This window comes from Rhodococcus sp. DK176 (assembly GCF_038447315.2).
Taxonomy (GTDB): Bacteria; Actinomycetota; Actinomycetes; order Mycobacteriales; family Mycobacteriaceae; genus Rhodococcus_F; species Rhodococcus_F jostii_A.
In genome coordinates this window covers 2,840,400-2,866,266 of record NZ_CP118321.2, presented here as the reverse complement: position 1 = coordinate 2,866,266, position 25,867 = coordinate 2,840,400, and the positions used below count along the sequence as shown (strand labels likewise).

Here is a 25,867-nt window from a genome sequence, read left to right as displayed (position 1 = left end):
CAGCCCGAGCCGGAATCTGACTCGGGTTCTGGGCTGGTGAGTGATGACTGCCAAGACCACGCCGTTGGTCAGCGGCGTTCTCGGACAAGCACTGTGCACCTGCAGGAGAACAGATTTCCGGTTCACCTCAACAGGTTTGAGGCATTACTCGGATGCTAACCGTCGAGGTTGAGTGGGAGACTGCCGAATGGAGTCGGTCCGCTGTTCAACACGGACCGACTCCATTCGTCAATCGATTAATTTCCACCGAACGACTACGACACGCGCTACCGTGAACAGCCCCGCCGCCGCCTCGATCCTCGAGATGGTCTGAACGATGTCTCCAATTACGTCAGGGCGGATCAATCCGCGTATCGGACATTCAGGGCGATCACAGCTATGCACACATGTTTAGACGCCACCGCAGAGTGAGAGAGACCAATGACGAACCGGCACGACATACCTAAAACGGACGAAGTAGCGAAAAGAGGAAAAATACGCGGCCTGATTGCCGCGTCCACGGGAACAATCGTCGAGTACTACGACTTCACCGTGTACGCCTATCTTGCAGTGGTAGTGGCTCCGTTGTTTTTCCCCGGAAGTGATCCGACTGCTGCGTTGTTGGCCAGCCTGGCCGTTTTTGCGTCGGCTTACCTCATGCGTCCGCTCGGCGGCATCTTCTTCGGTCGAGTAGGCGACCGCAGCGGGCGGAAGACGGTGCTGCTGCTGTCCGTGCTGCTCATGGGAGCCTCGAGTCTCTTGATGGCCTTTCTTCCGACGTATGAGACCGCAGGCATTATTGCGCCCATTCTGCTCGTGCTGGCCCGCCTCGCTCAGGGCTTCTCGGCCGGCGGCGAATTCGGCGGCGCCATGACGTATGCCTACGAGATCACCGGACCGAAGCGGAAAGGGTTGGCGGCTTCCTTCGTCTTCCTGGGTGTAACCGGGGGGTTTGCGCTAGCCGCAATCTGCGTTGGTTCGGTGTCGAGCCTGCTGTCCGCGTCGCAGATGGCGTCGTGGGGTTGGCGCATCCCGTTCCTGTTGGGCGTTCCCCTTCTTGCGATCTGTCTATGGGCTAGAAGCAAAATCGACGATAGTTCCGAGCACGAAAAGTCTGTTCAGGATGGCGCGGTGGAGAATTCTCCACTTCTGACATTACTCAAGACACAGACCGTGAGAGTCCTTCAATCTATTGGTATTTCGATCCCCGCCAGCGCCTGCCTGTATATGGTTTTCACGTACCTCGGTATACATCTCGCGAGGGAAAATGATCTGGGGACTAGCGAAGTTGCATGGATCTCAGCAGGCATCATCGCCTGCATTACGATCCTGATGCCGGTGTACGGGTTGATCACCGACCGTGTCGGGGCGCTCAAGGCGTATACAGGTGGGATTATCGCGTGCGTCGTGTTGGTCTTCCCGGTTCTCCACCTGACAGCGACGGGAAGTCGAACGGTTGCGGTCGGTTCCTTCCTGGTGTTTGGACTGGCAATGGCGATAGTGGTCGTAGCCGTATCGGCTGTCTTGCCATCTCTATTCGACTCGCGCACACGAGTAACCGGTGTCGCTCTGGCCAATAACTTCGCGAATCTCGTGACCGGCGGAACGGCAGCTTACGTATCCACATGGCTGATCAGAGAAACCGGTAGCGCTGTATCCCCGGGATTCTTTATCACTGCTTCCTGCTTCTTCGGTTTCGTTGCTCTGCTCTCGATCAGGAGTGCAGCATCGACGATCAAGAACTCCCAAGTCATGCAGTCCGCGCCTGCAGAATCGGTCGACTCCTGACTTCTACAACCCTTGCACGCCGTGCTCGGAGGAATGTTCTCGCTGGCCCGGGACCCTTCCGCCGCCGGAATCCCCGTCGCGGCGTGCTGCCGGATGCCGGGATTCTCCCGGCAAGCGTTCTACGAGGGGACCCGATCCCGTGTCCCGACGGGAGCGGGACGACGACCATCTGATCAACGCCGCGTTCGCTATCCCCGGCGACGATCCAGAGTTCGGGTAGCGGTTCATCGCCGACGAACTACCCGCGCACTGGATCGTCGCCGGCGAGAACCGTGTCCGCCGATTGTGCTCGCAGCAGCGGGTCCTCTCGGTGTTCGCCAAGTAGTGAGGACTTCATCGTCGATCCGGGCCGCCGGTCCGTGACGACCTCGTCTGGGGCCAGTTCAGCGTCCAGCAGCCGAATCGGCTGTGGGTGAGAACATCACCGAGCACTCGACAGATGACGCTCACCTATTTCTGCGATCAAGGATTGCTAATCTGTTCGGATCGTTGGTCATTCGATCGTCGACCGAATGACTGCGGACCTGGCGCGTGTTCGGCGCCCACAGAACGCGATCGCGCTCCGCAACCCGGACGGCACGTGGTTCATTCCGATCGGGGTGGCCAGGGCGATTCCATCGGTGGTCGCAACACCGTATCGTGAGGTCGAGCGTACCTGTGCGGCAGACACTTCCGCTGGCGTTCTGCAACCGTGGGCTTCGGAAATCACCTCAGTGAAGGGTCTCGAGGAGTGCCGCGTCGTACGGTTCGGCGTCTTCGAGCCGCCCGTCGAGCGCCTTGCGGGCCCACTCGGGGTCGGCGATCAGGGCACGTCCTACCGCGACGAGGTCGAATTCATCACGTCCGGCACGGTCGAGAAGTTCTTCGATACTCGTAACGGCTGACCGGTCCGGACGTCCAGCCGGACCCACGAACTCCTTGTCGAGACCGACGGATCCGACTGTGACGGAAGCCTTCCCGGTGACGTTCTTGGCCCAGCCAGCCAGGTTGAGGTTGCTGCCTTCGAACTCCGGAATCCAGTACCGTCGAGTGGACGCATGGAAGACGTCGACACCTGCGTCGGAGAGAGGTGTTAGTATCGCCTCCAATTCCGCGGGTGTCTCGGCAATACGCGCGTCGTACTGCCCGGTCTTCCACTGCGACAGTCGGAAGAAGACCGGGAAGTCGGGCGCGATGGATTCCCGGACGGCCGCGACGACCTCGGCGGCGAAGCGGACCCGGGAGGCGAGGTCACCGCCGTAGGAATCCGTACGCTGATTCGTCCGTCCCCAGAGGAATTGATCGACGAGGTAGCCATGGGCACCGTGCAATTCGACGCCGTCGAAGCCGAGCTCCTGCGCGGCGGCAGCGCCGGTCGCGAAAGCGCCGATGACATCGTCGATATCGGCTGTACTGAGGGCAACCCCCGCCGGCAAGCCATCGAGGGCGAGACCGGAGGGTCCGACGGGCGGCGCCGTACGGACGGGTCCGACCCCCTCGGTACGCGTGGAGCCGACATGCCAGAGCTGCGGAATGATCTTTCCGCCGGCCTCGTGGACGGCCGATGCGACACCGCGCCAGCCAGCGAGCGATTCTTCGCCCCAGAAACGCGGGACCCGGTCGCTGGAGCCCGACGAGGGGTGCTGGACCAAAGTCCCCTCGGTGATGATCAGGCCGACATTCGCGGCGGCCCGGCGTGCGTAGTACTGCGCCACGTCGTGGCCGGGAACCCCGTCTGGGGAGAAGAACCGTGTCAGCGGAGCCATGACGATGCGGTTGGGCACGGTGAGGTTGCCGACGCTGAAGGAGCGGCCGAGAACCTGCGCAGTACGTACCGCATCTGACGCGATGGACATTTGTTCCTCCTTGGTTTCGGGGCGACTCGAGGTCGACAGCGACGTGATGGTTCGGAAACCCGATGCGCTTCTCGGCGTCGAACACGATGTAGGCCATTCTGCCACCCTGCAAGAGAGATGGCTCGCTCTCTTGTGGTGAGTTTGCCCACTCGGCTCTTCGGCGAGGGGGCTGCCTGCGACTCTCACGCTAACCGCGGCTCGCCCGGGCGAGCCGCACATAACGCCGCGCGCTTGTGTCCACGCTGCTGGTCGACGAGGTCGTACGGTCACAGCACGCTGAGGATGTCTTCGATCCGCTGCTTCGCATCACCGAACAGCATCTGGCTGTTGTCGCGGACGAACACGGGTGCGCGGCGGAGGGCGGATGGACCCTGCATGCTGCGGGGGCGGGCCCTGCAATCCACTAGTTGACATAATATTTGTTGTCGGCACATCGAAAGTACTGCCTGCCAGTGCATTTGTGACGATCATCGGTCGGATAGCGACGTGTGCCGACCCGTGAGCAACGCGTCGTGCCGGGTGCACGGCAGCCGGTCGCGGTGAAGTTCCGTGGGCGCCGACCGGGGTTCTTCGGCGCCCACGGCTCGTGATGCGCGATAGTGGCAGGGTTCGGACTCGGTCCGCCCGATGCAGGAGGTCTTCTGATGTCACTATCGCTGGCCCGGGTGCTGACTCGGGCGCCGGGGGAGTGCGTCGGCACCCGGTGACCTCACGGGTCGGGTGTCATCGGTATCGGTCGGGGCAGGCGCCCGGCGGCTATCGCCTGCGACCGAGCACACGGTGCAGTGCGCGCGTCATGCGAGGAGCGGCTCGCGTTGGGGGCCCGGCGGTGACCTACGACGACGCTCCAGTTCTGGCCTTCTGGTTGTCGTCGGGCCGTGTGTCAGCGGGCCGGAGGGCAGGAGTGGTGCAATGAAGGTGTGTGACGAGGTGAGTGAGCGATGAAGCAGGTCCTGAAGGCGGTGCTGGTGTGCCTGGTCGTCGGCGCCGCGGTGCTGGTGGTGTGGGCGGTGGCGTCGCGACCGGACTCGCCCGAGCCGCCGCGCCCGCTGCCCGATACCGCGGTCATGGTCCACGGCCGGCCGACGACGTGCAGTGAACTCTTCGGGCAGCCCTGTGATTTCGGGTTGCAGTCCGCCTTCAACCGGTGGGGGCCAGGCCTCGGCCCGTTCGTCGATTCCGGGGTCCTGGGCCCGTACGCCGAGAGGATCGGGTTCGTGGCGTCGGCGAAGCTGAGTCTGGACGCCTGCGCACTGTCGCACACCACCGGAAAGACGGTCCTCGAATTCGTCGAGCAGGCGCAACGGCAACACCCGGACGCCGGCAGCCCCGAGTTGTTTCCGTTCTGGAACAGGACCCGGCAAACCCTGTGCCCCCTGTGACCCGCACCGTCGACGACGGCACGGCGTCGGGCGAGGGTGACGCCGCCTCACTTGTCGCAGGCGATACCGTCCTTGTCCCGGTCGAGTTTCGTCGAGTAGCCGGGCTCGCCTTGGTAGATCGGCGCGGCGCCGGCTGCTTTTGCGTCGGCGCAGGACGCGTAGCTGACCGATGATTGCGGGGCGGCCGGGATCACGGCGGGGGCGGGCGGGGGAGCAACGGCCACCGTTGTCGTGGGCGCGACCGGCGGGGCGACGGCCGACGTCGTGGTCATCGGCAGGGCGGCGGTGGTCGTGGCGGGCGCCGCGCTGGTGGTGGTCGTGGGTCGTGCGGTCGATGCGTCGACCAGCCGGGCCAACGAGGCCGTGGTGGTGGGCGACATGCTGCTGGACGGCGCGCCGCCGCCGCAGCCGCTGATGAGGGCGGAGATGACTATCACCGATTTGGCGATTCCGGCGCGCGCCGTTGTGCCACCCAGGTCGCGATCTGAGTGCGGGAGTTGAACCCAAGTTTCCCGAAGATGTGCTCCACGTGTACGTCGACGGTGCGTCGGGAGATGACCAGCTTCGCTGCCACGTCCTTGCTCGACATTCCCTGCGCCACCAGCTCCGCGACCTCACGCTCTCGAGGTGTCAACAAGCTGTCGGCCTGTCGGGGCTCGACGGGGGAGACTCGGTGCTCTCGGAGCGCGAAGGTCAGCATCTCCTCAACGGTGAGCTGGCCTCCACGCGCAAACGCGGTGTCGAAGCCGGGGTTGCCCATCGCCTGCCGAGCCATGTTCTCGAACTGTTCGCGCCGCGCGAGCAGGTGTTTCGCTCCGAGCAGTGGGACGCCAATGGTCTGCCAGGCCTGGTCCGATGCGCCGAGGAGCACGGCGGCCCGCTCGCAGTCGCCGCTCGCCGCGGCGGTCCAGGCGAGAACGTCCAGGATGAACGCCAGGCCCAGACTGTCCTGGGTGAACCGCTTGAGCTGGAGCGCCTCGCACAGATCGGCTTCGGCCTGCTCGAGCTCGCCCTGGAGGAGCCTCAAGAACCCCTTCGCCCACATGGCGTAGGACAACAGCCAACGCTCGCCGGCCTGCTTGCACTGTTCGCATGCCTCCTCGACCACTTCGGCGGCTCTGTCCAGCTCGCCCGACAGCACGTAGGCCATGGTCAGTGCAGGCCGCACACTGTTGGGGTAGTCGGCGGGTACGTCGGCGCACCCATATCGCTCGAGCGCTTCAACCAACAGTGGAATCGCAGCGCTCGGGTCGGTGCCCAGTTCGCGTAGGCCGAGCATATGGGTTGCGTAAGCCAGGCCCTGTGGGTCGCCCAGTCGGCCCGCCAGATCGTGGACGGCGTCGATCAGTGCAGTAGCAGCAGCCTCATCGCCCTGGAAGACAGCGATGTCAGCGGCGGTGCCCAGCGCCCAAACCCGCTCGAGACTCGGTTCTTGATCCATTGCCAAGGCCCGGTCCAGCCACAGGCGGCCTTCGGTCATGAAGCCGAGCGCAGTCCAGAGGAACCAGGGCAGGCCCGCCATCCGCAGTCCGACGCGCACCTCGTCTGGCCGCGCGAGGCAGAATTCGAGCGCCGAGCGCACGTTCGGATGTTCCACACGGAGCAGGGCCGCCCAGGCCTCCTGTCCCGGACCGAACCACTCCGCGGCAGCCTTCTCGATCACCCGCCAGTACCAATCTCTGTGCCTGCGCTGCACCTTCGCTTCGGAGCCGGACTCTCGTAGTCGGGCGTGACCGTACTCCCGGATAGTCTCCAACATGCGGAACCTGACACGCCCGCCGTGCTCGCCTCGGATCAAGATCGACTTGTCGGTCAGCCCGGCCACCGTGTCGAGAATGACCTCCTCGGCAAGCAACTCGTCCGCGCAGACAGCCTCGAGCGCGTCAAGGCCGAACCCACCAGCGAACACTGATGCGCGCGCCCACAGCGTCTGCTCGGCCGGAGTACACAGCTCGTAGCTCCAGTCGATCAGTGCCTGAAGAGTCCGATGCCGCTTCGGCAAGTTACGACTGCCCTCGCGAAGCAGCTCGAACCGACTATCCAGCCGATGCGCGAGCTCCTCCACCGTGAGCACGCGCAACCGTACCGACGCCAGTTCGATCGCCAACGGGATCCCCTCCAGCCGCTGACAGAGCCGGATGACCGCCTGTTCATTGTCGGGGGTGATCTCGAACCCGGGAACGACCGCAGCAGCCCGGGCGGCGAACAGGTCGACAGCCGCGAACTGCGTCGCCGAGCCGGGAGCGAGACGGACATCGACGTCGGGCACCGGGAGCGTCGGAACCGGGTACACATGCTCACCGGCGATCATCAGCGCTTGTCGGCTCGTGGCGAGGATCCGCAGTTTCGGCGCCGCCCGGAGCAGCCGGTCCACCAGGTCCGCGGCTGCCTCGAGTATGTGCTCGCAGTTGTCGAGGACCAACAAGGTGTGCCGGGGGCGCAAGTAGTCGGTGAGGACCAACGGGGCAGGGGCTGACTGCTCGCGAATCCCGAGTGCATCTATCAGCGTGTGCGGCAGCAGGTCTGGGTCCTTCAGGGACGCCAGTTCGACCAGCCAAACCCCATCCGGGAAGGCGCGGCAGACATCACGGGCAACCCGCAGTGCGAGGCGGGTTTTGCCGACCCCGCCTACCCCGGTCAACGTGACGAGCCGGTCGGCGGAGAGGAGCTTTCGGACAGTCTGGGTCTCGGATCGACGGCCTACGAAACTCGTCAGATCCGCGGGCAGGTTGTCCGGCTGGTTCGCCGACAGTGAAGCCATGGTCCGACCAGACTAACGCTCACGTCCGACCGGGAGCGGTCGGGCCGCAGCGCGAATAGGTAATGGAATACGTGATTCACACAATGCCCCCCGTGGTGGTCCACAGGCAGGCTGTACAGGCACATCAAACCTAGTCCACTGCTTTGGGAGGCCCCGATGACCGCGTCCGCAGCCACCGAAATCGAAGTCCTCGACGTCGAGGCGGCCGGGCCTGGGGCCCGCTGGGAGACTGCGGTCCGCGATGTCTCGGGGCCCATGACGGTGCAACACCGCAAGAGGTGGGGCAATGCCACTCGCTTGCGTTCGCGAGACGTCGGCGACCTCCAGCTCGCGGACTGGGACTGCCCGCCCCTGCACAGCGTGCTGTCGCTGGGTAAAGATCGTGACGCTGAGCGCGATGTCGTCGTGGTCGTGGCAGGTGACTGGGGCGACGAGCGACTTTCCTTCGCGGGCACGGATGCCGCGCTGGTGAGCGGGACAGTGGTCGTGGCCACCGGCGGTTACGACGGTGACGGCTTCGCGGTGCCGGAGCGGGTCAGGAAACGCACGCTGACCCTGCCGCGGGCCGCGCTGCTGGCAGCTGGTTGCGACGCGAACATTCCCGGCTGCCTCGTGCTCGAGCAGGACCGGCCGCTGGTCGGCGTCCTGTTTACGACCCTTGACCAGGTCTGGAGCCGGCTACCAGCCATGCATCCCTCGGAGATCGAGGCGACCCGCCGGGCGCTGGTGGCACTGACTGCCGGCATCATCCGCGCAGAGACCGGCTCTGTCACAGGTCGATCGGCCTTGGCTGCTTTGCGCGCGCAGATTGACAACTGGATCACGCGCAATCTTCGTAGCGGTCCGATCCATATCGAGGATCTTGCGGCCGCCCACAACGTCTCGACACGAACCATCCACCGGGCCTTCTCCCTGACCGGGGACACCATGACCGCGGTCGTGCGCGCACGGCGAATGGCCGCGGTCCGCGAGGAACTTGTGAACTCCAACATGACCATCGCGACGATCGCTCACCGATGGTGCTACTACGACCCCAGCCACCTTCGCCGGGAGTTCCACCGCTGCTTCGGGGTCTCGCCGAGCGAGTACCGGGAAAGCCACGGCTGCTGATGCCCGTCCTGACTAGCAACGAGCGAAGAAGGGTGCAGATATGGATTTCGGAATGGACGCGACCGTGGAGTTGAGTTCGATCGGACCCGGGGACGTGGCCTGGTCGCCCTCGGCAGAACGGATCGCCGACGCCCGGATCAGTGACTTCATCGACTGGCTGCAGGCGACGGGCCGATTCGAGGCCACCTCCTACCAGTCCTTGTGGGACTGGTCGGTGACCAGCCCGGAGGAATTCTGGGCGTCGATGAAGGACTACTTCGGAGTGCGCATGACCGGCGTTGGCCCGGTGCTGGCAACACGGGAGATGCCCTTTACCGAATGGTTTCCCGGCAGGCGGGTGAACTATGTGGACACGGTGCTGAGCCACGCCCAGTCGTCCCGCCCGGCGATCATCGACGACTCCGAACCAGGCGGGGCCGGGCCGCGGACGGTTTCCTGGACCGAACTCGCCCGCCAGGTGACCGCGCTGGCGAACTGGCTGCGCGCCCGGGGCGTCGGAGAGGGCGACTGTGTGGTCGGATACCTCCCCAACGTTGCCGAGGCAGTCATCGCCTTCCTCGCCACCGCGAGCGTCGGAGCGACCTGGTCGTGCTGCGGACAGGACTACCAACCCGAAGCGGTTGTCGACCGCCTCGGACAGCTCCAACCGGTGGTCCTCGTCACGGCCGACGGCTACCGCTTCGGCGGACGCGAGGTCGACCGGCTCGCGGCCCTGCCAGCCCTGCAGGCTGGGATGCCGACGCTGCGTGAGGTACTCGTCGTCGGCCGACTTCACTCTGGTACGAGTGTTCCCGCAGGCACCACGCCGTGGGTGGAGGCAGTCACAGGGGGTGGGCCGGCCATGACCCCCGCGCACGTGCGGTTCGACCACCCCCTCTGGGTGCTGTTCTCCTCGGGTACGACCGGGAAGCCGAAGGGGTTTGTTCACGGCCACGGTGGAGTCGTGCTCGAGCACCTCAAAGCCCTGGCTCTCCATCTCGACCTGGGGCCTTCCGACACGTATCTCTGGTACACCTCGCCGAGCTGGATGGTCTGGAACTCCCTCGTGAGCGGCCTGCTGACCGGCGCGACGATCGTCTGCTACGACGGAAGTCCGTCGTACCCGACCGACGACGCACTGTGGGCGCTCGCAGCCCGCCACAAGGTCACCGTGCTGGGCACGAGCCCGGCATACCTCCAGGCCTGCGCCCGAGCGGGTCGGTCACCCGGCACCGACCACGATCTGCGTCGGCTGAGGACCCTCGGGGCCACCGGCTCCGTGGTCCCTCCCGAGCTGCACTCCTGGGTTGCCGATCACATCGGCCGCGATGTGCCGCTCGCCTCGGTGACAGGGGGCACCGATGTCGCCAGCGGCTTCGCGGGCTTCGTGCCGATCCTGCCGGTGCGGGCCGGGGAGATCACAGCCCCATACCTGGGCGTGGCCCTTGACTCGTGGGACGCCGACGGCCGAAGCCTGCGCGATGCCGTGGGCGAGCTGGTGGTCACCCAGCCGATGCCGTCCATGCCGACCCGATTCTGGAACGACGGCGACGGGGCCCGCTACCGAGAGACCTATTTCGAGAGCTACCCGGGAGTTTGGCGGCATGGTGACTGGGTCACCATCACCGAACGAAACACCGTGATCGTCCACGGACGCTCTGATTCCACGCTGAACCGTAACGGGATCCGGTTCGGTACCGCCGACATCTATCGCGTCGTCGAAGAACTCCCGGAGGTAGCGGAAGCCCTCGTCATCGGGGCGGAGCAGCAGAACGGCGAGTACTGGATGCCGCTGTTCGTCGCATTGTCCGATTACGCCGTTCTCGATGACGCGCTCCGCGAGCGCATTGTCGGGCGGATCCGCGAGGCGGTCTCGCCCCGCGTCGTACCGGACGACGTGATCGTCGTCAGGGCGATCCCGCACACCCGAACGGGCAAGAAGCTCGAAGTCCCGGTCAAGCGCATCCTGCAAGGGAACGACGTCTCCGCGGTTGCCGAAGCACGATCGATCGACGACCCGTCCCTGCTGGAAACCTTCGCCCGCTACGCAGCCACTCGTGCTGCGACCTCACCGATGCAGGGCGCGTGAGAACCACGACCCGCTGGCGTTGGGCCTGTCGGTTGAGTCACGCCCAGCGAATCGTGGCGGCTGTGTACCCGTGTCCGGCACGGTCGACCTATGTCCCGGAAACGGTGCGCTCATACCGTTGAACTAACCGCGGTGGGCCGGAGGCCCACCCGATGCCACTGACCAATCACTCCCATTCTGGAGGCGCTTCATGGATACCGACACTCGCCCGCCCGCCGCAGCCGCCCCGCCGATCCGAGCGACCGTGTACGTCGGTCGCTGGCCCGAGATCCCCGCGGGAGACTGGCCTGATGTTCCCAGCGGGACGTTCTCGCCCACCACCGCGACCCTCATCAGCGGTCCGACCGAAGCTGTGCTCATCGACGCCCAGTACCTCGAGGATGACGTCCGGGACCTGGGGGACCTGATCGAACGCACCGGGAAGACCCTCACCACGATCTACGTGACGCACGCCCATGCCGATCACTACCTTGGCATCGGTCCCCTCATGGAGCGGTTCCCGGACGCGAAGTGCGTTGCGCTGCCCCACGTGGTCGAGGCCATGAAGGAATCCATGGAACTACAACGACAGCAGTGGGCGATGCTGTTCGGCGACGCCTGCGTCGTCAGTGATGCGCTCCCCGACCCGATCGACGACAACACGCTCTACGTCGACGGCTCGCCTCTCAACATCGTCGAGGTGAAGCAGGCCGACATCCATCCCACGACGATCGTGCACATCCCGGAGATCGATGTCGTCGTGGCCGGTGACTCCATCTACAACGAGATCCACCCGATGCTCGGTCTGTCGACGCCCGAGGAATGGCAAGACTGGCTCGAGACCGTGGACCTGGTGGAGAAGCTGGCACCCAAGGTGATCGTCGCCGGCCACCGCAGGCCCGACGGCGACGACCACGCCGTCGATTCCATGATCGCCGAAACACGGTCCTACATCCAGGACTTCGCCGCTGCCTACGAGGTTGCGGACGATGCGGAGGATCTGGTCCGCATCATGTCGGCGAAGTACCCGGGGCACGGAAACCTCTGGACCTTGCAGTTCTCGGCCATGAACGCGATCCAGCTTCGAGACGCAGGTTCGACCGTGGCGGACATCCGGCCGTAACTTCCCAGGCTGGACCCCGCGCGCAGCGAATGACGCCCGCAGCTCGGGACTCGCAGAACAGCGAGCCCCACGCCTCGACGCGGGTCCCTCCTGCCCCGGCCCATCGCCGCGAGGGGTGCAGTTCTAGGCGTTCGGCTCGAGCACCGCCACTCGATACCGCGCGGTGGCCGCGAGACATTGTGCAACGCGCTCACCGCGCAACGGCACCACGGTCGAGTCGTACGTCGCGCCGTGAAACAGGCCGGGCCGAACCGGGTGCGTCTCGACGGCCGGCCCCCTCCCGAAACGGATTCCGATGGGATTTCGCGGCCGGGGTAACGGCAAACCGCACGTGGCGGACGTGTACTCGGATTGGGCGCAAGCATCCCTTCAACGGTGTGTCCCACGTCACTACCTTCTTCAACAAGCGTACAAATTTCGGAAGGATCTCCAATGCCACGTGAGGATATTGAATTCTCAGCGGACGATGTCACCTTGCGCGGGTGGTTCTATCCCGCGGAAGGGGCCCAGTCCAAGGGCCCAGTGGTGGTGATGGTCCATGGACTGTCCGCCGTCAAGGAAATGTATCTCGACGACTACGCCGAGTCCTTTTCCCAAGCGGGACTGAACGTTCTGGTGTACGACCACCGAAACTTCGGCGCCAGTGACGGTGCTCCGCGCCAGCACATCGATTCGATCACCCAGGCCCGCGACCTTCGCCACGCCATCACGTATGCGACTGGCCGCGAGGACGTCGACCCCGGCCGTGTCGGCATCTGGGGATCGAGCCATGGCGGCGGCCTCGTGCTGAGCGTGGCTGCGGTCGATCGTCGGGTGCGAGCCGTTGTCGCCCAGGTCCCCTTCATCAGCGGGTCCGGCCAGATGACGCGGCTCGTTCGTCCGGACTTCCTGCCGACGGTGCGCGCCCAGCTGGACGGCGAACGACGCAACCTCTACCACGGCGGGGAGCCCACGCTCATGCCGGCCGTCGACGCCGATCCGCTGGCTCCCGCGCTGATGTCCAGCACCGAATCCTGGGAGTTCTTCACCAAAACCGCGCAGGACAGGGCTCCGTCCTGGCGCAACGAGGTGACCCTCGGGTCGCTCGAGCGGATCGTCGAGTTCGAGCCCGGCGACGGAATCCACCGGATCTCACCGACCCCACTACTGATGATCGTGGCCGACCAAGACATCAGTGCATACGCAGAACTCGCCTTCGAGGCCTACGAACGGGCCCTGCAGCCCAAGCAGTTGCTCGTACTGCCGTGTGGCCACTTCGACGTGTATACCGGTGCCGCGTTCGAAGCATCGTCAAAGGCTGCGGGCGAGCACTTTGTGCGCGCCCTGGCGTAGGACCCGTCCGCGACTACGGGTCCATAAAGAACCTTCGTGCGGGCAACATCAGACCTCAGTTAGATGAGCCCATTCGGACCGTCCGACCGAAGCAATCGCTATCGCGGCACAAGTCCCGCCGCACCAATCCAATGAGAGGAAACCGCGCCATGCCGTACTGGGAGATCTTCACGCCCGAGAACGCCTTCACCCCCGAGGACAAGGAGCAGCTGTCCGAGGCGATCACGTCGATCTACGTGGACTACGTCAACCTGCCACGGTTCTACGTGGTCGTCCTGTTCAAGGACATGCCGAAGGAGACGATGTATGTCGGGGGAAAGGCGAACAACAACTTCGTCCGGATCCGACTCGACCACATCGCCCGGCAGATGGAGACCGCAGAGGTTCGCGCCTTGATGATGACAGTGGCCGAGGAGAAGCTCGCGCCCTTCATCAAGGAGCGCGGCTACGACTGGGAGATCCACATCGACGAGACCCCCATGGACCTCTGGCGCACGCAGGGTCTGGTGCCGCCGCCGCCGGAGTCGGACATGGAGAAGCTCTGGGCCAAGGAGAACCGACCCATTCCGTACGACGTCGCTGCCTCGTGACTGAGGATTCCGCGGTACGTCTCCGGACGGCGAGATGTGAACCCGCATGCCATCGGAGTTTGGGGGGTCCAGCCTTGCCGGCGGACACGCGCTCAGTGTGGCGGCCGTGGACCGCCGCATCCGCGCTGCGGTCGCCCAGGTTCCGTTCATCAGCGGCTCCGGCAATCTCACCAGGCTCGTTCGCCCCGACTCCGTGAAGACCGTTCGACAGCGCGCCCGCCGAGCTCGCCTTTCAAGCCTACGAACGAGCGCTCGAACCGAAGCGGCTTGTCGTCACGGACGGTGGGCACTTCGATCCCTGTATGGGCGTGATCTTCGACCAGGCCGCGCGGGCAGCCTGCGACCATTTCACGGCTCATCTGCCATAGCGGTTTGGTCGACTCCGGCGGTTGCTCTCGACAGACTGTCTGGATATTCGGCTGGGAAGGTTGTACGGCGAAATGCAAGATATCTCTTACGAAGAAATAGGCCACGTCGGGGTGATCACGCTGATGCGGCCCGAGGTGCACAACGCGTTACGGCTCGAGACCTACGCCGAGCTGACCGAACTCGTGCACAACGCGACGGCTCGCGTATTGGTCATCACCGGTGCCGGACGATCCTTTTGCTCGGGCGACGATGTCCGAGCGGTGAGCGGTGGCGCAGGTCCGGTGTTTGACGACGAAATCACTCCGGCCGCGGGGGCCCTGTTGGCCACAGATATTCCGGTCATCGCGGCTGTGAATGGCACCGCCGTGGGATGGGGATGGAGCTTGCGCTGCTGGCCGACATCCGCATCGCGGCACGGAGTGCGCGTTTCGGCGAGCTGTTCGTCAAACGGGGGTTGTGCAGTGACGTAGCGGGGCTCGGCCGCCTTACGCAGATCGTCGGGCGCGAGCTGGCAGCAGAGTTGCTTTTCACTGGCGAGATGATCGACGCGGAGAGGGCCCGGCAGATTGGGCTTGTCAGCCGAGTCGTCGACGACGAGCAGGTGATGCCGGTCGCACTCGAGCTGGCGGAGAAGATCGCGGCGAACCCGCCGTTGGCTGTCGCCGCGACCAAGCGCGGCCTCCGCCTTGCACTGGATCCTGACTGGAATGAATTCGGACGCTGGGTGACCGCCACTCAGACGTCGTTGTTCACCACCGTAGATCACCGTGAGGGTGTCCGCTCATTCCTCGAGAAGCGCGAGCCTCGGTATGTCGGTCGATGATCGCGTCGGCCGCGAGGAAGGCGTTCGCAGCGGCGGGTCGGTGAGCGATCGCCACACCCTCGATACCGAACGCATAGCCAGGGCTCGTTCCCTCATGGGATTGAACGGCCACGTGATCAACCTTCCTGTTTCTGCTGATGAATCCACATGAATTGATGGAGAAGTATCACTTTCTGTGGGAGGTCGAGCAGCCATTTCGGAAGGCGAAAACACGCGGGCGGGCCGATTTTCAGTCACACCCGAGATTCGAGCGAGGCGCACTTGACTATCTGTTCGCTGCGTTAGCGATCTCGCGCAATCTGCAGGCCGAGATGTCGATCCGCAAGATTGTGCGCACACCGCCCTCGATCCACTCACGGCTGATGCCGCGAGCCTCCCTCATTCCTTCGAAACCCCGAATCTCCGGCAGGATTGGCACATTGGTGCAACTCGGGTAGGGCACGGGTTTGCAACGAGCTGTCACTTCTATCCAAGGACTCAGGATATTTGAGTACTTATAGCCGGTAGGAACAATACGCGCGTCCGTCCTGGCGCTGAAGTCACACGAATCGTCTTCCTGAATGCGGACTTGGCCGTGCTGACGCTACTCGTGAACTGCGCCAAACCGACCCATCGTGCATACATTCAGGTCGAGTGCACCGGACTGACTGGAACCAGCTACATCGTCTAATGGAAAGGAAGGTGGCCATGCCTGCATCACTCGAAGGCAAGGTCGTGATCGTCACTGGATCGGGCGGCGGAATCGGCGCTGTGATCGCCGCCCGGTTCGCGAAGGAAGGCGCTCGGGTTGTCGTCTCCGATCGACACCGCGGAGCCGCCGAGGCAGTTGTTTCCCGCATCCCCGGCGCGAGCGCAATCCCGGCTGATGTGACCCGCGAGCAGGACGTTTCTGCACTGATAGAACGGACTGTCGAAGAGCATGGGGCTTTGCATCACGTGGTCGCCAACGCTGGGATAATCAGCGCATCGCATCCGATCGCGCAGACGCCGCTCGATGTTTGGCGATCCACCATGTCAGTGAACCTTGACGGTGTCTTCCTGACCATCAAGCACAGCGCGGCGGCTATCGCGAATTACGGTGGTGGATCGATCCTCACCCTCTCGTCCATTTCGGGGACCGGGGGCACACCTCTCGCGGCGGCTTACGGGGCGTCGAAAGCTGCAGTTCGTAACCTCACCGCAACAGCTGCAGGTGAACTCAGAGCACAGAACGTCCGAGTCAACGCCCTGGTGCCCGGCTACGTTGATACTCCGCTCATTGACTCTGAAGTCCCAGTTTGGGAGTCCACCATGGGCCTCGCCCCTGGCGGTTTCGCTCAGGTAATCGACCAGAAGCAGGGGCGGTTGATATCCCCAGAGGATATCGCAGATGCGGCTCTTTTCCTCACTTCGGACCAAGCTTCGATGATCACCGGGAGTGCCTTGACCGTCGACGGCGGTTTCACGAGCCAATTGTTCTGAAAAGTTCATAGGATGGGTTGTGTCACGGGAGTCCAACGTGAGGTCACCATAATTCAATGCCCGGCGAAATACAGCGGACTTCCCGGGAAACCGTTCCCCGGGAACCGCGGCTCGACGGCAGTCCGCAGGCGGCGAGACCCTCGACCGCTGACCCCTTCGGCCGAGGGCCGTCACCCGTCGCGCGTGGACCGAGGACGAATGATCGAACCCACCTCCTCGGGCCCCGCGCGGCCCGGCGCGAGATCATCCTCACCCCCTTCGATGAACTCCTTGACCTTCGACATATCGTGGCGTTGAATTCCCTGCTCTGCCCGGCAATGTTGGGTGGTGGTGGAATCGATCTTCCGAACCTCCTTCACCCCTCCATGAACTGAGGAAACGACAAGGGCACTGGGGAATGAGGAATCTGATCCAGATACGCGAGTTGACTGGATAAGGGACTTATCAAGTTCTGTCGATCACATGGCGGGGAGTCGCTCATCGTTTGGGGTGTTTGATCGCGGGGGTAGCTCCCTCGAACCGGAGCGAATCTTGCGGTCCGGCCGCAAGGGTGCCTTGGCGGTGTGGCGTGATGCGGTGGCGTTCAAAACCCTCTACGGAGGGGCCTGCGCCGCAACGAAGTCCGGCACCTGCAGCTGGTCGATCTCTCCCGCAACGCCCGGGCACCCATCCAGTCCCTCAGTCGCTGCAAATTCTGCATTCGAAATGCATATCCTGCAATGGCGCGAGGTGAACACACAGGTCAGAGGCTGTTTCGTTCGCTCGGCTCGGCTGCCCACGTACTGCGTATCGCAAATGTCACCGCCTCACCCAATTCACCAGGACCGCAGGTGAATACCCTCGGAGACGGCAGCGGAGTAGCGTTACCACGAGTGGTCGGTTATTCGCGGGCCATGCGAATAACCAACTTACCAGTTTACGTAATATTGCTACTGAGCAAATAGAAATTCCTGTCTGCCAGCGCATTTGGAAGGCGACACTGCCGAAATAGTCGTGATCGCCGCAAAGGCCGGGACGAGCCGCGTCCAGGATCAGCCCTTCGCGGAGAACGCCTACGAGCTGACCGCTTTCTGCCGGCACGAATGCGCCCGCGACCGTCACGATCGATCGTCGGGAACCGCCGACAGGCCGGAGCCGGACCGTCGGCCCGTGTCGGGATCAGTGCCCGGAGCCCGGACAGACAAGGCCCGGGGCACGGCGACGCCCTACCCCGGGATCCTCAGTCACGAGGCAGCGACGTCGTACGGAATGGGTCGGTTCTCCTTGGCCCAGAGCTTCTCCATGTCCGACTCCGGCGGCGGCGGCACCAGACCCTGCGTGCGCCAGAGGTCCATGGGGGTCTCGTCGATGTGGATCTCCCAGTCGTAACCGCGCTCCTTGATGAAGGGCGCGAGCTTCTCCTCGGCCAATGTCTTGCGTTCATCGCCTAGCAGTGCGGCCCGGTTTGGGTCGCGCCACTCGGACGCGATCCAGGCCGGCGCCTCTAGCCGAATCGGCTAGGGTGTCAATGGTTGAACCGGTCGATGAGCCATTGCACGGCGGTCGGATTGTCGAGGAGAAGCCCGGCCCCATGCCCCGCGGCCCCGAGTTGCGGTAGCAGCGGAGGCGTGTCGCGGTGTGCCACGGTTACGTCGGCGCCGGCGCCACGCCAGGCGTTCTCCAAGGCGTAGGTGTCCGCGGCGGGGGTGACGTCGTCGTTGATGTTCTGAGCAAGGAGAACGGGATCAGCGGGGGCTGGTGTGCCCAGGTTGAAGCTGTCGAGAACAGACCGGATCGCGGGATGGGCTTGCAGTTCGTCGATGATGGGTCGGCCCCTGACCGTCAACGAGCTGGTGGGCTGATAGGCATGGAATAGGGCGTTCACGTCGCATTCGGTTGCGGTGCGGTGCAGGAAGTCGATCCCGTCGGAGTTGAGCATCGTGGTGACCGCCTCCGTGAATTCCGGGTGGCTGGCCAGCAGGCCGTTGAGGAAGAACCCGATTACATCGGTGAGCGCTTTGCCGTCGACGTTCGACAGGGTAGAGGCCACGTTCGCCGGCGGTGCGCCGACAACGGTGCCCGCGAGGTTGAGTTCCGGAGCGTAGCTGCGGGCGAGTTGTGCGGCGCCACCGGCTGCCGAGCCGCCTTGCGAGTATCCCCAAATTCCTACCGGCGCATGCGGTGTCGCCGCGCCGAAGCGAATGGCGGCCCTTGTTGCGTCAAGCACGGCGTGCGCTTCGGGTATCGGTTGCAGGTACGTGTGTGCGCCCGGGGTACCGAGCCCCTCATAGTCGGTGACCACGACCGTGATGCCGCGTGCCAGCAGCGGCACGACGTCGAGAATGTATAGGTTGGGCATCGGTGTTCCGGCGCCATCGGTAGTGATGCCGTCGGCGATCAGTTTCGAGGGGGCACAATTGTCGCCCGCGCCGATGGTGCCGTAGGTATAGCTGACGAGGGGGCGTGGCCCGGACCCAGGCCACGCCGCGGTCGGCTCCAGAATCGTTCCGGTGACCGCGACCGGCGCGCCGACGGTGTCGGAGGAGAGATACATGATTCGGGTTGCGGACGCGGCCGGTACCAGAGCCGCCAATGGCGAAGCACCCAGCGGGCGGAAGGGTTCGCTGCGGATCAGATCCCCACTGTTGCCGGCGGGCAACGGATGCGGTGGAAGATAGAAGTCCGCCGCGGCTGCGGCGGTTAGCGGTTCGGCCACCACTTGTCCAGCCGACCCGAACATGGCCACCGCAGCGAGCGTGACTGCCGCGGCGGTCACGGCGCGAAAACGATGACGTTTCATCCGAACCCTCCTAGGGGTATTGGTGATATGGATCACAACTCTGGCATGGCTCGATATAGCACCCAAACCCCCGAATGGGGGGCGCGGAAGAACCTCTGCTGCAGGCGATGCGCCGCGGTTCCGGGTATGCCGTGTGGAGGTCGACATTCTCTGGTACTCGGAGACGGGCTGGCAACGCAGCATGAGCATCCGCGGTGTTCGTAGCTGCCGAGCATGAGCAACCGGCATGGCTGTTTCACTCCACGGCAACAATTTTGCGCCGATATGGTGGCGATCGGCTTCATCTTTATGACACGTGCCACCGGCGGCTGCCCGTCCCGTGCCCCACCACCGGGACGTCTCAGTTTCGCCGGTCCCGTGGTTGTGGTCACACTCACGACCGATCGCCGGCGCCGAAAGCCTGGTCAAAAGCACGGCCGCTAGCGGGAGGGTTCTGTGGTGGACGCGTGTGTACCGTTCGCATCGGTCCCGGTCTATCCGATGTAATTCTGGCCAAGTCTCAACCCAGTGCAGACATTTGGGTGAGGAAGTCGTGGTGGTCGTAGTAGACGGTGTAGTTCTTCACCCGACCGTCGGCGAGTGTCCAGAATTCTCCCAGGGTGATGTCGAGGGACCGACCCGTCGGTGGAATGCTCGAGCCGTCCGGCAGCGGGAGGTCTTCCGTGTGTGTCCCGGTCACGCGCAGTTCGAAGGCGATCTCGTCGCCATCGACCACAACGCGGCGTGGATGATGGCGGAGGTCGGGAAACGTGGCGAAGAACCCCGCCATCCACAGGCACACATAGGGGGCGCCGACCTGGGTGAAACCAGGAGCGACAATCTCGCACTCGGGGTCGAGCATCGATTCGACCCGGTCGAAGTCGTGCGCATCGACGGACGCGAAGAAGCGCTGGATGAAGTCAGCAGTGACAGCAGGGGTGTCGATAGGCATCGAGTCAGATCCTTCGTGGTTGAACACGGTGATGTGTTGGTGGATGGGGTTTGTGTACCAATGGTTGGGGCCGTGGTCCTGAGCCCAGAAAGGCACTGCGCCGGTTGGTGCGAGGTGGCGTGGGCGGTCCCGTTGCGGACCGCCCACGCGGCGTCACACGGAGGAGCGCGCAGGCCACGCTCCCGTGACTGGGGGTCTCGGAGGTGCACCGTTGACTTGTCCCACGTGTGGACATCGGCAGCTTCGTCATTCGTCCGGCCACGACGGGAGGAACACCCTCGCCACGAGGATCGAACATGTTTCCCGGCATCTAGTGCTCAGTCGAACACGATCACCGGTTTGATGACCGACCCCGCGGCAGCTGCCGCGAGGACCTCGTTGATCTCGGGCAGTGTGTAGGTCTCGATGAGTTTGTCGAAGGGGAACTGTCCGTTCTTCCACAGATCGACCAACTGTGGGATGAACTGGTGGGGGTCGACGTCGCCTTCTATGACCCCGGTGAGTGTGCGACCGAGTAGGAGATGGCCTTGGTCGATCCGAACTTCGTTTTCGAGGCCTTGTAGTCCGAGGGTGGCGCAGATGCCTGGGGATCGCAGCACTCCCAGCGCCTGCTGCACGACGGACTCGAGTCCTACGGCGTCGACGCTGAAATCGACACCGTTGGCACTGATGTCGGTGACCGCCCACACGATGTCGTCGATCGCAGAGGGGTCGAGGGTGTGGGTGGCGCCGAGTTCGGTGGCCAGGTTCAGGCGTTCCGGATTCGGATCGATCGCGATGATCGGTGTGCAGCCGAGCGCGTTGGCCGCCATGAGAGCGCTGAGCCCGACCGCGCCGAGACCGAACACCGCAATGCTCTGCCCGGGTTTTGCCCGCAGGACACTCATTACGGTGCCGGCCCCGGTCTGCAAGCTGCAGCCGAGGGGCCCCAACAGTTGCAGGGGCAAGGATTCGTCGACCTTGACGGCGTTGCGTGCGCTCGCGACGGCGTGGGTTCCGAACGAGGATTGGCCGAACCAGTTGCCGTGGACCGGTTCGCCGTCACGGCTCATGGTGGTCGAGCCGTCCAGGCGTGTGCCGAAGTAGTTCAGCGCCGCGAACAACTCACAGTAGGCCGGCCGACCCGAGGTGCATTGAGTGCAGGTTCGGCAGGAGTCGAAACTGACCACGACGTGATCGCCGGGTACGAGGGCCGTCACTTCGGCCCCGACCTCTTCGACGATCCCGGATGCTTCGTGTCCGAGCACCGCCGGCAACGGGAGCGGAACACCGCCACGCAGAGCGGTGAGGTCCGTGTGGCAGATCCCGACGCCGGCGACACGGATCCGGATCTCGTCCTCGGCGAGCGGACCGACCTGCACATCGACAACCGTGAGCTTCTCGTCCGGCGCCTCGAACAGCGCGACACGTGCGCGGCTCATCGGTTCACCGCCGCCTGGGCCGCGGGCAGGACAAGGTCGTACACCTTGCGGTCGAGGGAGCGCGAGAGGTCGACGTGGACGAACTTCTCCTCGGTGTACTCGTCGAGCGCGTGGGGTCCGAGTTCGCGGCCGTTTCCGCTCTGCTTGTAACCACCGAAGGGGTAGAGAGCGTTGACCATGTGCCAGTCGTTGATCCAGACGGTGCCCGACTCGATTCGCGCCGCGACGACGAGTGCCGCTTCGAGGTCTTCGCTCCACACCCCGGCCGACAATCCGTACTCGGAGTCGTTGGCGATCGCGACGGCTTCGTCGACGGTGCGGTACTTCAGAACCGACAGGACGGGACCGAAGATCTCCTCGCGGGCGATGCGCATGTCGGGTGTGACGTCGGTGAAGATCGTCGGGCGCACCCAGTGCCCTTGCTCGAATTGCGTTCCGGTGGGCGGTTCACCGCCGAACGCGAGGGCTGCGCCCTCCTTCTGGCCGATTTCGATGTAGTCGAGAATCCGGGCGTGCTGCGCGGCGGAAATGACCGGACCGATGTCGGTGTCGAACTCAGACGGGTCGCCGACCTTGATGGTCGCCGCCCGCTGCACCAGGCGGTCGACGAATTCGTCGTGCAGGCTCTCGGGCAGCAGCAGCCGGGTTCCCGACTCGCATGCCTGACCAGCGTAGAGGAAGCAGGCGAAGAGTGCCCCGTCGACCGCGGAGTCGATGTCGGCGTCGGCGAGCACGATGTTCGGTCCCTTGCCGCCGAGTTCGAGGGTGACCTTCTTGATGTTCTCCGCGGCAAGCTTGCTGATCTCCCGGCCGACCGCCGTCGACCCGGTGAAGGCGATTTTGCGTACGTCCGGGTGTGCGGCGAGACGGGCTCCGACCTCTTCGCCGGCACCGGTGACGATGTTGAGGACACCTTTCGGCAGCCCGGCCCGTTCCGCCGACTTGGCCAGTTCGAGCAGGGTGAGCGGCGTCTTCTCGTCGGGCTTGAGCACGATGGTGTTGCCGGCCGCCAAGGCGGGACCGAGTTTCCACACAGCAAGCAGCAGCGGGAAGTTCCACGGCACGATGCCGGCGACCACACCGATCGGTTCCCGGCGCACGATCCCGGATGCCAATGTCGGGTAGGACAATTGCGGCCCTGACCGCTCGAATTCGTAGGTGCGGGCCAGGTCGGCGAAGTACTGCAGATGCGAGATCGAGTAGCCGACGTGGAAGGCCATCGCCTGGCGGATGGTGACGCCGTTCTCCTTGACGTGCAGAGCAACCAGCTCCTCCATGCGCTCGGACAGGTCGGCGACAATCGCCGACAGGATGTCGGCGCGTTCGTCCGGCGTCTTCGTGCGCCACTCACCCCGGGCGTGGGCAGCTTTGGCGGCGGCGACCGCCTGGTCGAGGTTCTCGACGGAGCCACGGGCGGCGGTGGCGACCAGTTCGCCGTTCGCGGGATCGATGACGTCGAACGTGCGGTCGGTATCGACCCATTGACCGTCGATGAACTGGGTGTAGTGCGGTATGGCTGTCATGGTTGGGATGTCCTTGCTCGAGGCCGTGTGATCAGCTGTGCTGGGCGTCTTTCTCGGCGACCAGGTTCTTGTAGATCGGGAAGAGCGGCTTGGAGATCGGAATCAGCTTGAGGATCTTCGACACCGGGCCCTTGGCCTTGACCTGGCCCTTGGCCAACCCCACCGCGACGTTGTATTCACCGCGCCAGAACTTGTTGCCGTTGTCGGCGGACATCGCCAACCGGACGTCCGGGATGAGGTCGTTTTCGCCTTCGATCACCTCGATGCCTTCTGGCTTCAGTGTGACGGTGAGCGACGAATCGGGGTTGGTGTAGTCGAGTCGGAGGATGAGGTCGGCGTCCTTGAGCGCAGGGCCGGCGGTCGGTTCGTCGTTGGCTGCGCGGAAGACTCCGCCCAGGTAGCGGTAGACCTCGGAGGCGTCGGTGAAGTAGCTCATGGTGTTTTCCCTTTCGGATTGGGGTCTGTGGTTGGTGCTTGTCCGGATTCGGATCAGACCGATCGGCTGCGGCCGGCCCAATGTGGTGCGCGCAGATCGCGCTTGAGAATCTTTCCTGTCGCGTTGCGCGGCAGGCTCGTGACGATGTCAATGGTGCGGGGCCGCTTGTAACCGGCCAGATGAGCGGCACAGAAGTCGAGCAGTTTGTTCTCGTCGATGTCGGCGCCGCTCTTCGCGACGACGACCGCGCGGACCACTTCGCCCCATTTGTCGTCGGGGACGCCGATGACGGCGACTTCCGCGACGCCGGGAAACTCACTGACCACGCGCTCCACCTCGGCGGGGTAGATGTTCTCACCGCCGGAGATGATCACGTCCTTGACCCGGTCTTCGACGAAGAAGAACCCGTCGGGATCCCGTCGGCCGGCGTCACCGGTCCTGAACCACTCCCCATCGAAACTGGCGGCGGTGTCCGCCTCGCGCTGCCAGTACCCGGCCATCACCTGCGGTCCGCGGATCTGGAACTCCCCGACCTCTCCGCTGGGCAGCTCGTCGCCGGTGGCCGGGTCGACCACCCGGACTTCGGCACCCTCGACCGGCCGGCCTGCCGCGCGGAGCAGTTCGGGCCGGGCGGGGTCGCGGTGGTCCTGCGGCCCGAGTACGCAGAACACTCCGGACGCCTCGGTCATGCCGTAGACCTGGTAGAAGTCGACCTCGAAGGTGCTCATCGCCTCTCGTAGGAGGGCTTCGGGCATGGGCGATCCGCCGTATCCGAGGCAGCGCAGCGATCGGAAGTCTCGTGCGGACACACCCGGGACCTGCAGGAAGAACCGGATGACGGCGGGGACGAAGAACGCGTGGGTGACCGACTGGCGGGTGATCTGGTCCAGAACTACCGCGGGAACGACCTCGCGTACGAGGATCGTCTCCGCGCCCTGCGACATTGCGGCCAGTGCCCAGCTGGTGCCACCCACATGAAAGAGCGGCATGGCGACCATGTTCACGCTGTCCCGGGCGAAGCCGAAGGCGGCGCTGGCCGCAATGCTGTGGGCGCCCACGGAGCGGTGTGTCAGCATGGCTCCCTTCGGGTGCCCGGTGGTGCCGGAGGTGTAGAGCTGCAGGAAGCAATCCTCCGGATGGGCTGGATGAGCGATCTCGCGCGGCGGGGCCTTGCCGAGCCATGCCTCGTACTCGTCCGCCTCGCCACCGAGCACGATGATGGTGCGCACGTGGTCGAGGTTCGGCTTGATCGCGTCGACGACGTCGACGAATTCGGCGCCGAGGATCAGCAGTTCGGCACGGCTGTCGTTGATGACGTAGGCCAATTCGGACGGTGCGAGGCGGTAGTTCAGTACCGCGTTCACCGTTCCGGCCAAGGCGCACGCCAGTGTGGTCTCGAGGCTGGCGGGGTGATTCTTGTCCAGGAACGCGACCCGGTCACCGGGCGCCAGCCCGAGTGCGGACTGTGCTGCGGCGTTACGCCGCACCCGGTCCGACAACTGTTGCCATGTCCACGACTGGTCCTCGAAGCGCAGCGCGACTCGGGTGGGATCCTGCGATACCCAGTATGTGATCGGGTCGAAGACATGGTGGATGGGTGAAGCCATCAGGCACCTCTCGAGGGGATTGTTCAGTCCGTTTCGCCCGGCTCAACTAGTGACCGTACGCACGGTCAGTAAAGCAGAATCGTGACGTGCAGCACAAGGGGCCGCTGAACGGTTTGGGCGAAAAACCAAACATGGAGGGCGATCGGTATTGCGCCGCACAGTCGACGCATTGCCGATTTGCCGCGAGGACACCTACCGGCAGAAATCGTGTCTCGTTCGCAAGTTATTGCTGCGCAACCAGTTTCGTCGCTGTGTTCTTGCCGCCGGGTCGGCAGGGATGCGTACGCTCGGCCGCGGCCGCCTGACAAAGCTACGGCGTGCGATCTCTAGCGGGTGTCGCCGTGGTGAGTACCCCAATGCTTTTGGGTGCAGATCGGAAGCGTTCGAAGTGCGGTGGCGAGCGCTCCGGGCACCCGGGCGGTGCAGCGAGCTAGCTCGATACGGCTCTACTCGCAGCGGACTGACCGAACCCGAGCGGCGGTACCGGGTGGCGGGAGACAGCCTTCACCCGAAAAGGCGCAGTATCGAGCGGGGCCGATGCCCATGCCCCTTTTCCCGCTATGTATGTGC

At 64.4% G+C, this 25,867-nt stretch carries 18 protein-coding genes and 3 pseudogenes; 10 read left to right on the top strand and 11 right to left on the bottom strand.

Annotated elements, in window-relative coordinates:
• Window positions 1–22 precede the first annotated feature (22 nt).
• Window positions 23–157: pseudogene (locus tag PSR88_RS13545) on the top strand (IS3 family transposase); the annotation flags it as partial.
• A 263-nt stretch (window positions 158–420) separates the two neighbouring features.
• Window positions 421–1,767 (top strand): MFS transporter, encoded by a 1,347-nt coding sequence (locus PSR88_RS13540; RefSeq protein ID WP_016882446.1) that lies wholly within the window; start codon window positions 421–423, stop codon window positions 1,765–1,767.
• A 710-nt stretch (window positions 1,768–2,477) separates the two neighbouring features.
• Here the strand turns inward: PSR88_RS13540 and PSR88_RS13535 are convergent.
• Window positions 2,478–3,602 (bottom strand): NADH:flavin oxidoreductase, encoded by a 1,125-nt coding sequence (locus tag PSR88_RS13535; protein ID WP_011595379.1) that lies wholly within the window; start codon window positions 3,600–3,602, stop codon window positions 2,478–2,480.
• A 941-nt stretch (window positions 3,603–4,543) separates the two neighbouring features.
• On the opposite strand from PSR88_RS13535, the gene PSR88_RS13530 reads away from it, so the two are divergent.
• Window positions 4,544–4,984, top strand: a complete 441-nt coding sequence (locus tag PSR88_RS13530) for a hypothetical protein (protein WP_016882448.1) — start codon at window positions 4,544–4,546, stop codon at window positions 4,982–4,984.
• A 47-nt stretch (window positions 4,985–5,031) separates the two neighbouring features.
• On the opposite strand, the gene PSR88_RS13525 is transcribed toward PSR88_RS13530, so the two are convergent.
• Window positions 5,032–5,421 carry an excalibur calcium-binding domain-containing protein gene (locus PSR88_RS13525; protein WP_016882449.1) on the bottom strand — a complete coding sequence of 130 codons (390 nt, stop codon included), beginning with the start codon at window positions 5,419–5,421 and terminating at the stop codon, window positions 5,032–5,034.
• Complete coding sequence (locus tag PSR88_RS13520) at window positions 5,418–7,625, bottom strand: ATP-binding protein (protein ID WP_411755665.1); 2,208 nt, start codon at window positions 7,623–7,625, stop codon at window positions 5,418–5,420. The genes PSR88_RS13525 and PSR88_RS13520 overlap by 4 nt, the downstream gene beginning before the upstream one ends.
• 276 nt (window positions 7,626–7,901) lie before the next feature.
• On the opposite strand from PSR88_RS13520, the gene PSR88_RS13515 reads away from it, so the two are divergent.
• The 7 genes and pseudogenes from PSR88_RS13515 (at window position 7,902) to PSR88_RS13485 (ending at window position 16,600) form a co-directional block, all read left to right on the top strand.
• Window positions 7,902–8,855, top strand: coding sequence for an AraC family transcriptional regulator (locus tag PSR88_RS13515; protein WP_016882451.1), 954 nt, complete (start codon window positions 7,902–7,904; stop codon window positions 8,853–8,855).
• Window positions 8,856–8,895: 40 nt separating this feature from the next.
• Window positions 8,896–10,923 carry an acetoacetate--CoA ligase gene (locus PSR88_RS13510; RefSeq protein WP_016882452.1) on the top strand — a complete coding sequence of 676 codons (2,028 nt, stop codon included), beginning with the start codon at window positions 8,896–8,898 and terminating at the stop codon, window positions 10,921–10,923.
• A gap of 190 nt (window positions 10,924–11,113) precedes the next feature.
• The gene (locus tag PSR88_RS13505) at window positions 11,114–12,025 is read left to right on the top strand and encodes an MBL fold metallo-hydrolase (RefSeq protein WP_016882453.1); all 912 of its coding nucleotides are present in this window, start codon (window positions 11,114–11,116) and stop codon (window positions 12,023–12,025) included.
• 432 nt (window positions 12,026–12,457) lie between these two features.
• Window positions 12,458–13,357, top strand: a complete 900-nt coding sequence (locus tag PSR88_RS13500) for an alpha/beta hydrolase (protein ID WP_009475391.1) — start codon at window positions 12,458–12,460, stop codon at window positions 13,355–13,357.
• A gap of 149 nt (window positions 13,358–13,506) precedes the next feature.
• Entirely contained in the window at window positions 13,507–13,947 is a 441-nt protein-coding gene (locus PSR88_RS13495; RefSeq protein ID WP_016882455.1) for a tautomerase family protein, read from the top strand.
• 440 nt (window positions 13,948–14,387) lie between these two features.
• Window positions 14,388–15,139 (top strand): annotated as a pseudogene (locus tag PSR88_RS13490) (enoyl-CoA hydratase/isomerase family protein).
• A 687-nt stretch (window positions 15,140–15,826) separates the two neighbouring features.
• The gene (locus PSR88_RS13485; protein ID WP_029539130.1) at window positions 15,827–16,600 is read left to right on the top strand and encodes an SDR family oxidoreductase; all 774 of its coding nucleotides are present in this window, start codon (window positions 15,827–15,829) and stop codon (window positions 16,598–16,600) included.
• A 170-nt stretch (window positions 16,601–16,770) separates the two neighbouring features.
• Here PSR88_RS13485 and PSR88_RS13480 read toward each other — a convergent pair whose 3' ends face one another.
• The 8 genes and pseudogenes from PSR88_RS13480 to PSR88_RS13445 all read right to left on the bottom strand — a co-directional run bounded on the left by PSR88_RS13480 (window position 16,771) and on the right by PSR88_RS13445 (window position 25,297).
• Window positions 16,771–16,959 carry a hypothetical protein gene (locus PSR88_RS13480; RefSeq protein WP_016882460.1) on the bottom strand — a complete coding sequence of 63 codons (189 nt, stop codon included), beginning with the start codon at window positions 16,957–16,959 and terminating at the stop codon, window positions 16,771–16,773.
• Window positions 16,960–17,823: 864 nt separating this feature from the next.
• Window positions 17,824–18,012, bottom strand: a pseudogene (locus PSR88_RS13475) (tautomerase family protein); the annotation flags it as partial.
• A gap of 92 nt (window positions 18,013–18,104) precedes the next feature.
• Window positions 18,105–19,415: a lipase family protein gene (locus PSR88_RS13470; RefSeq protein WP_342338198.1), complete on the bottom strand. Its 1,311-nt coding sequence runs from the start codon at window positions 19,413–19,415 to the stop codon at window positions 18,105–18,107.
• Window positions 19,416–19,878: 463 nt separating this feature from the next.
• Window positions 19,879–20,310, bottom strand: a complete 432-nt coding sequence (locus PSR88_RS13465) for an ester cyclase (RefSeq protein ID WP_011595364.1) — start codon at window positions 20,308–20,310, stop codon at window positions 19,879–19,881.
• Window positions 20,311–20,627: 317 nt separating this feature from the next.
• Window positions 20,628–21,731, bottom strand: coding sequence for an NAD(P)-dependent alcohol dehydrogenase (locus PSR88_RS13460; RefSeq protein ID WP_016882463.1), 1,104 nt, complete (start codon window positions 21,729–21,731; stop codon window positions 20,628–20,630).
• Window positions 21,728–23,254, bottom strand: coding sequence for an aldehyde dehydrogenase family protein (locus PSR88_RS13455; protein ID WP_016882464.1), 1,527 nt, complete (start codon window positions 23,252–23,254; stop codon window positions 21,728–21,730). The genes PSR88_RS13460 and PSR88_RS13455 overlap by 4 nt, the downstream gene beginning before the upstream one ends.
• Before the next feature lie 31 nt (window positions 23,255–23,285).
• Window positions 23,286–23,690: an SCP2 sterol-binding domain-containing protein gene (locus tag PSR88_RS13450; protein WP_011595361.1), complete on the bottom strand. Its 405-nt coding sequence runs from the start codon at window positions 23,688–23,690 to the stop codon at window positions 23,286–23,288.
• 53 nt (window positions 23,691–23,743) lie between these two features.
• Window positions 23,744–25,297 carry a long-chain-fatty-acid--CoA ligase gene (locus PSR88_RS13445; protein ID WP_016882465.1) on the bottom strand — a complete coding sequence of 518 codons (1,554 nt, stop codon included), beginning with the start codon at window positions 25,295–25,297 and terminating at the stop codon, window positions 23,744–23,746.
• Window positions 25,298–25,867: the final 570 nt, after the last annotated feature.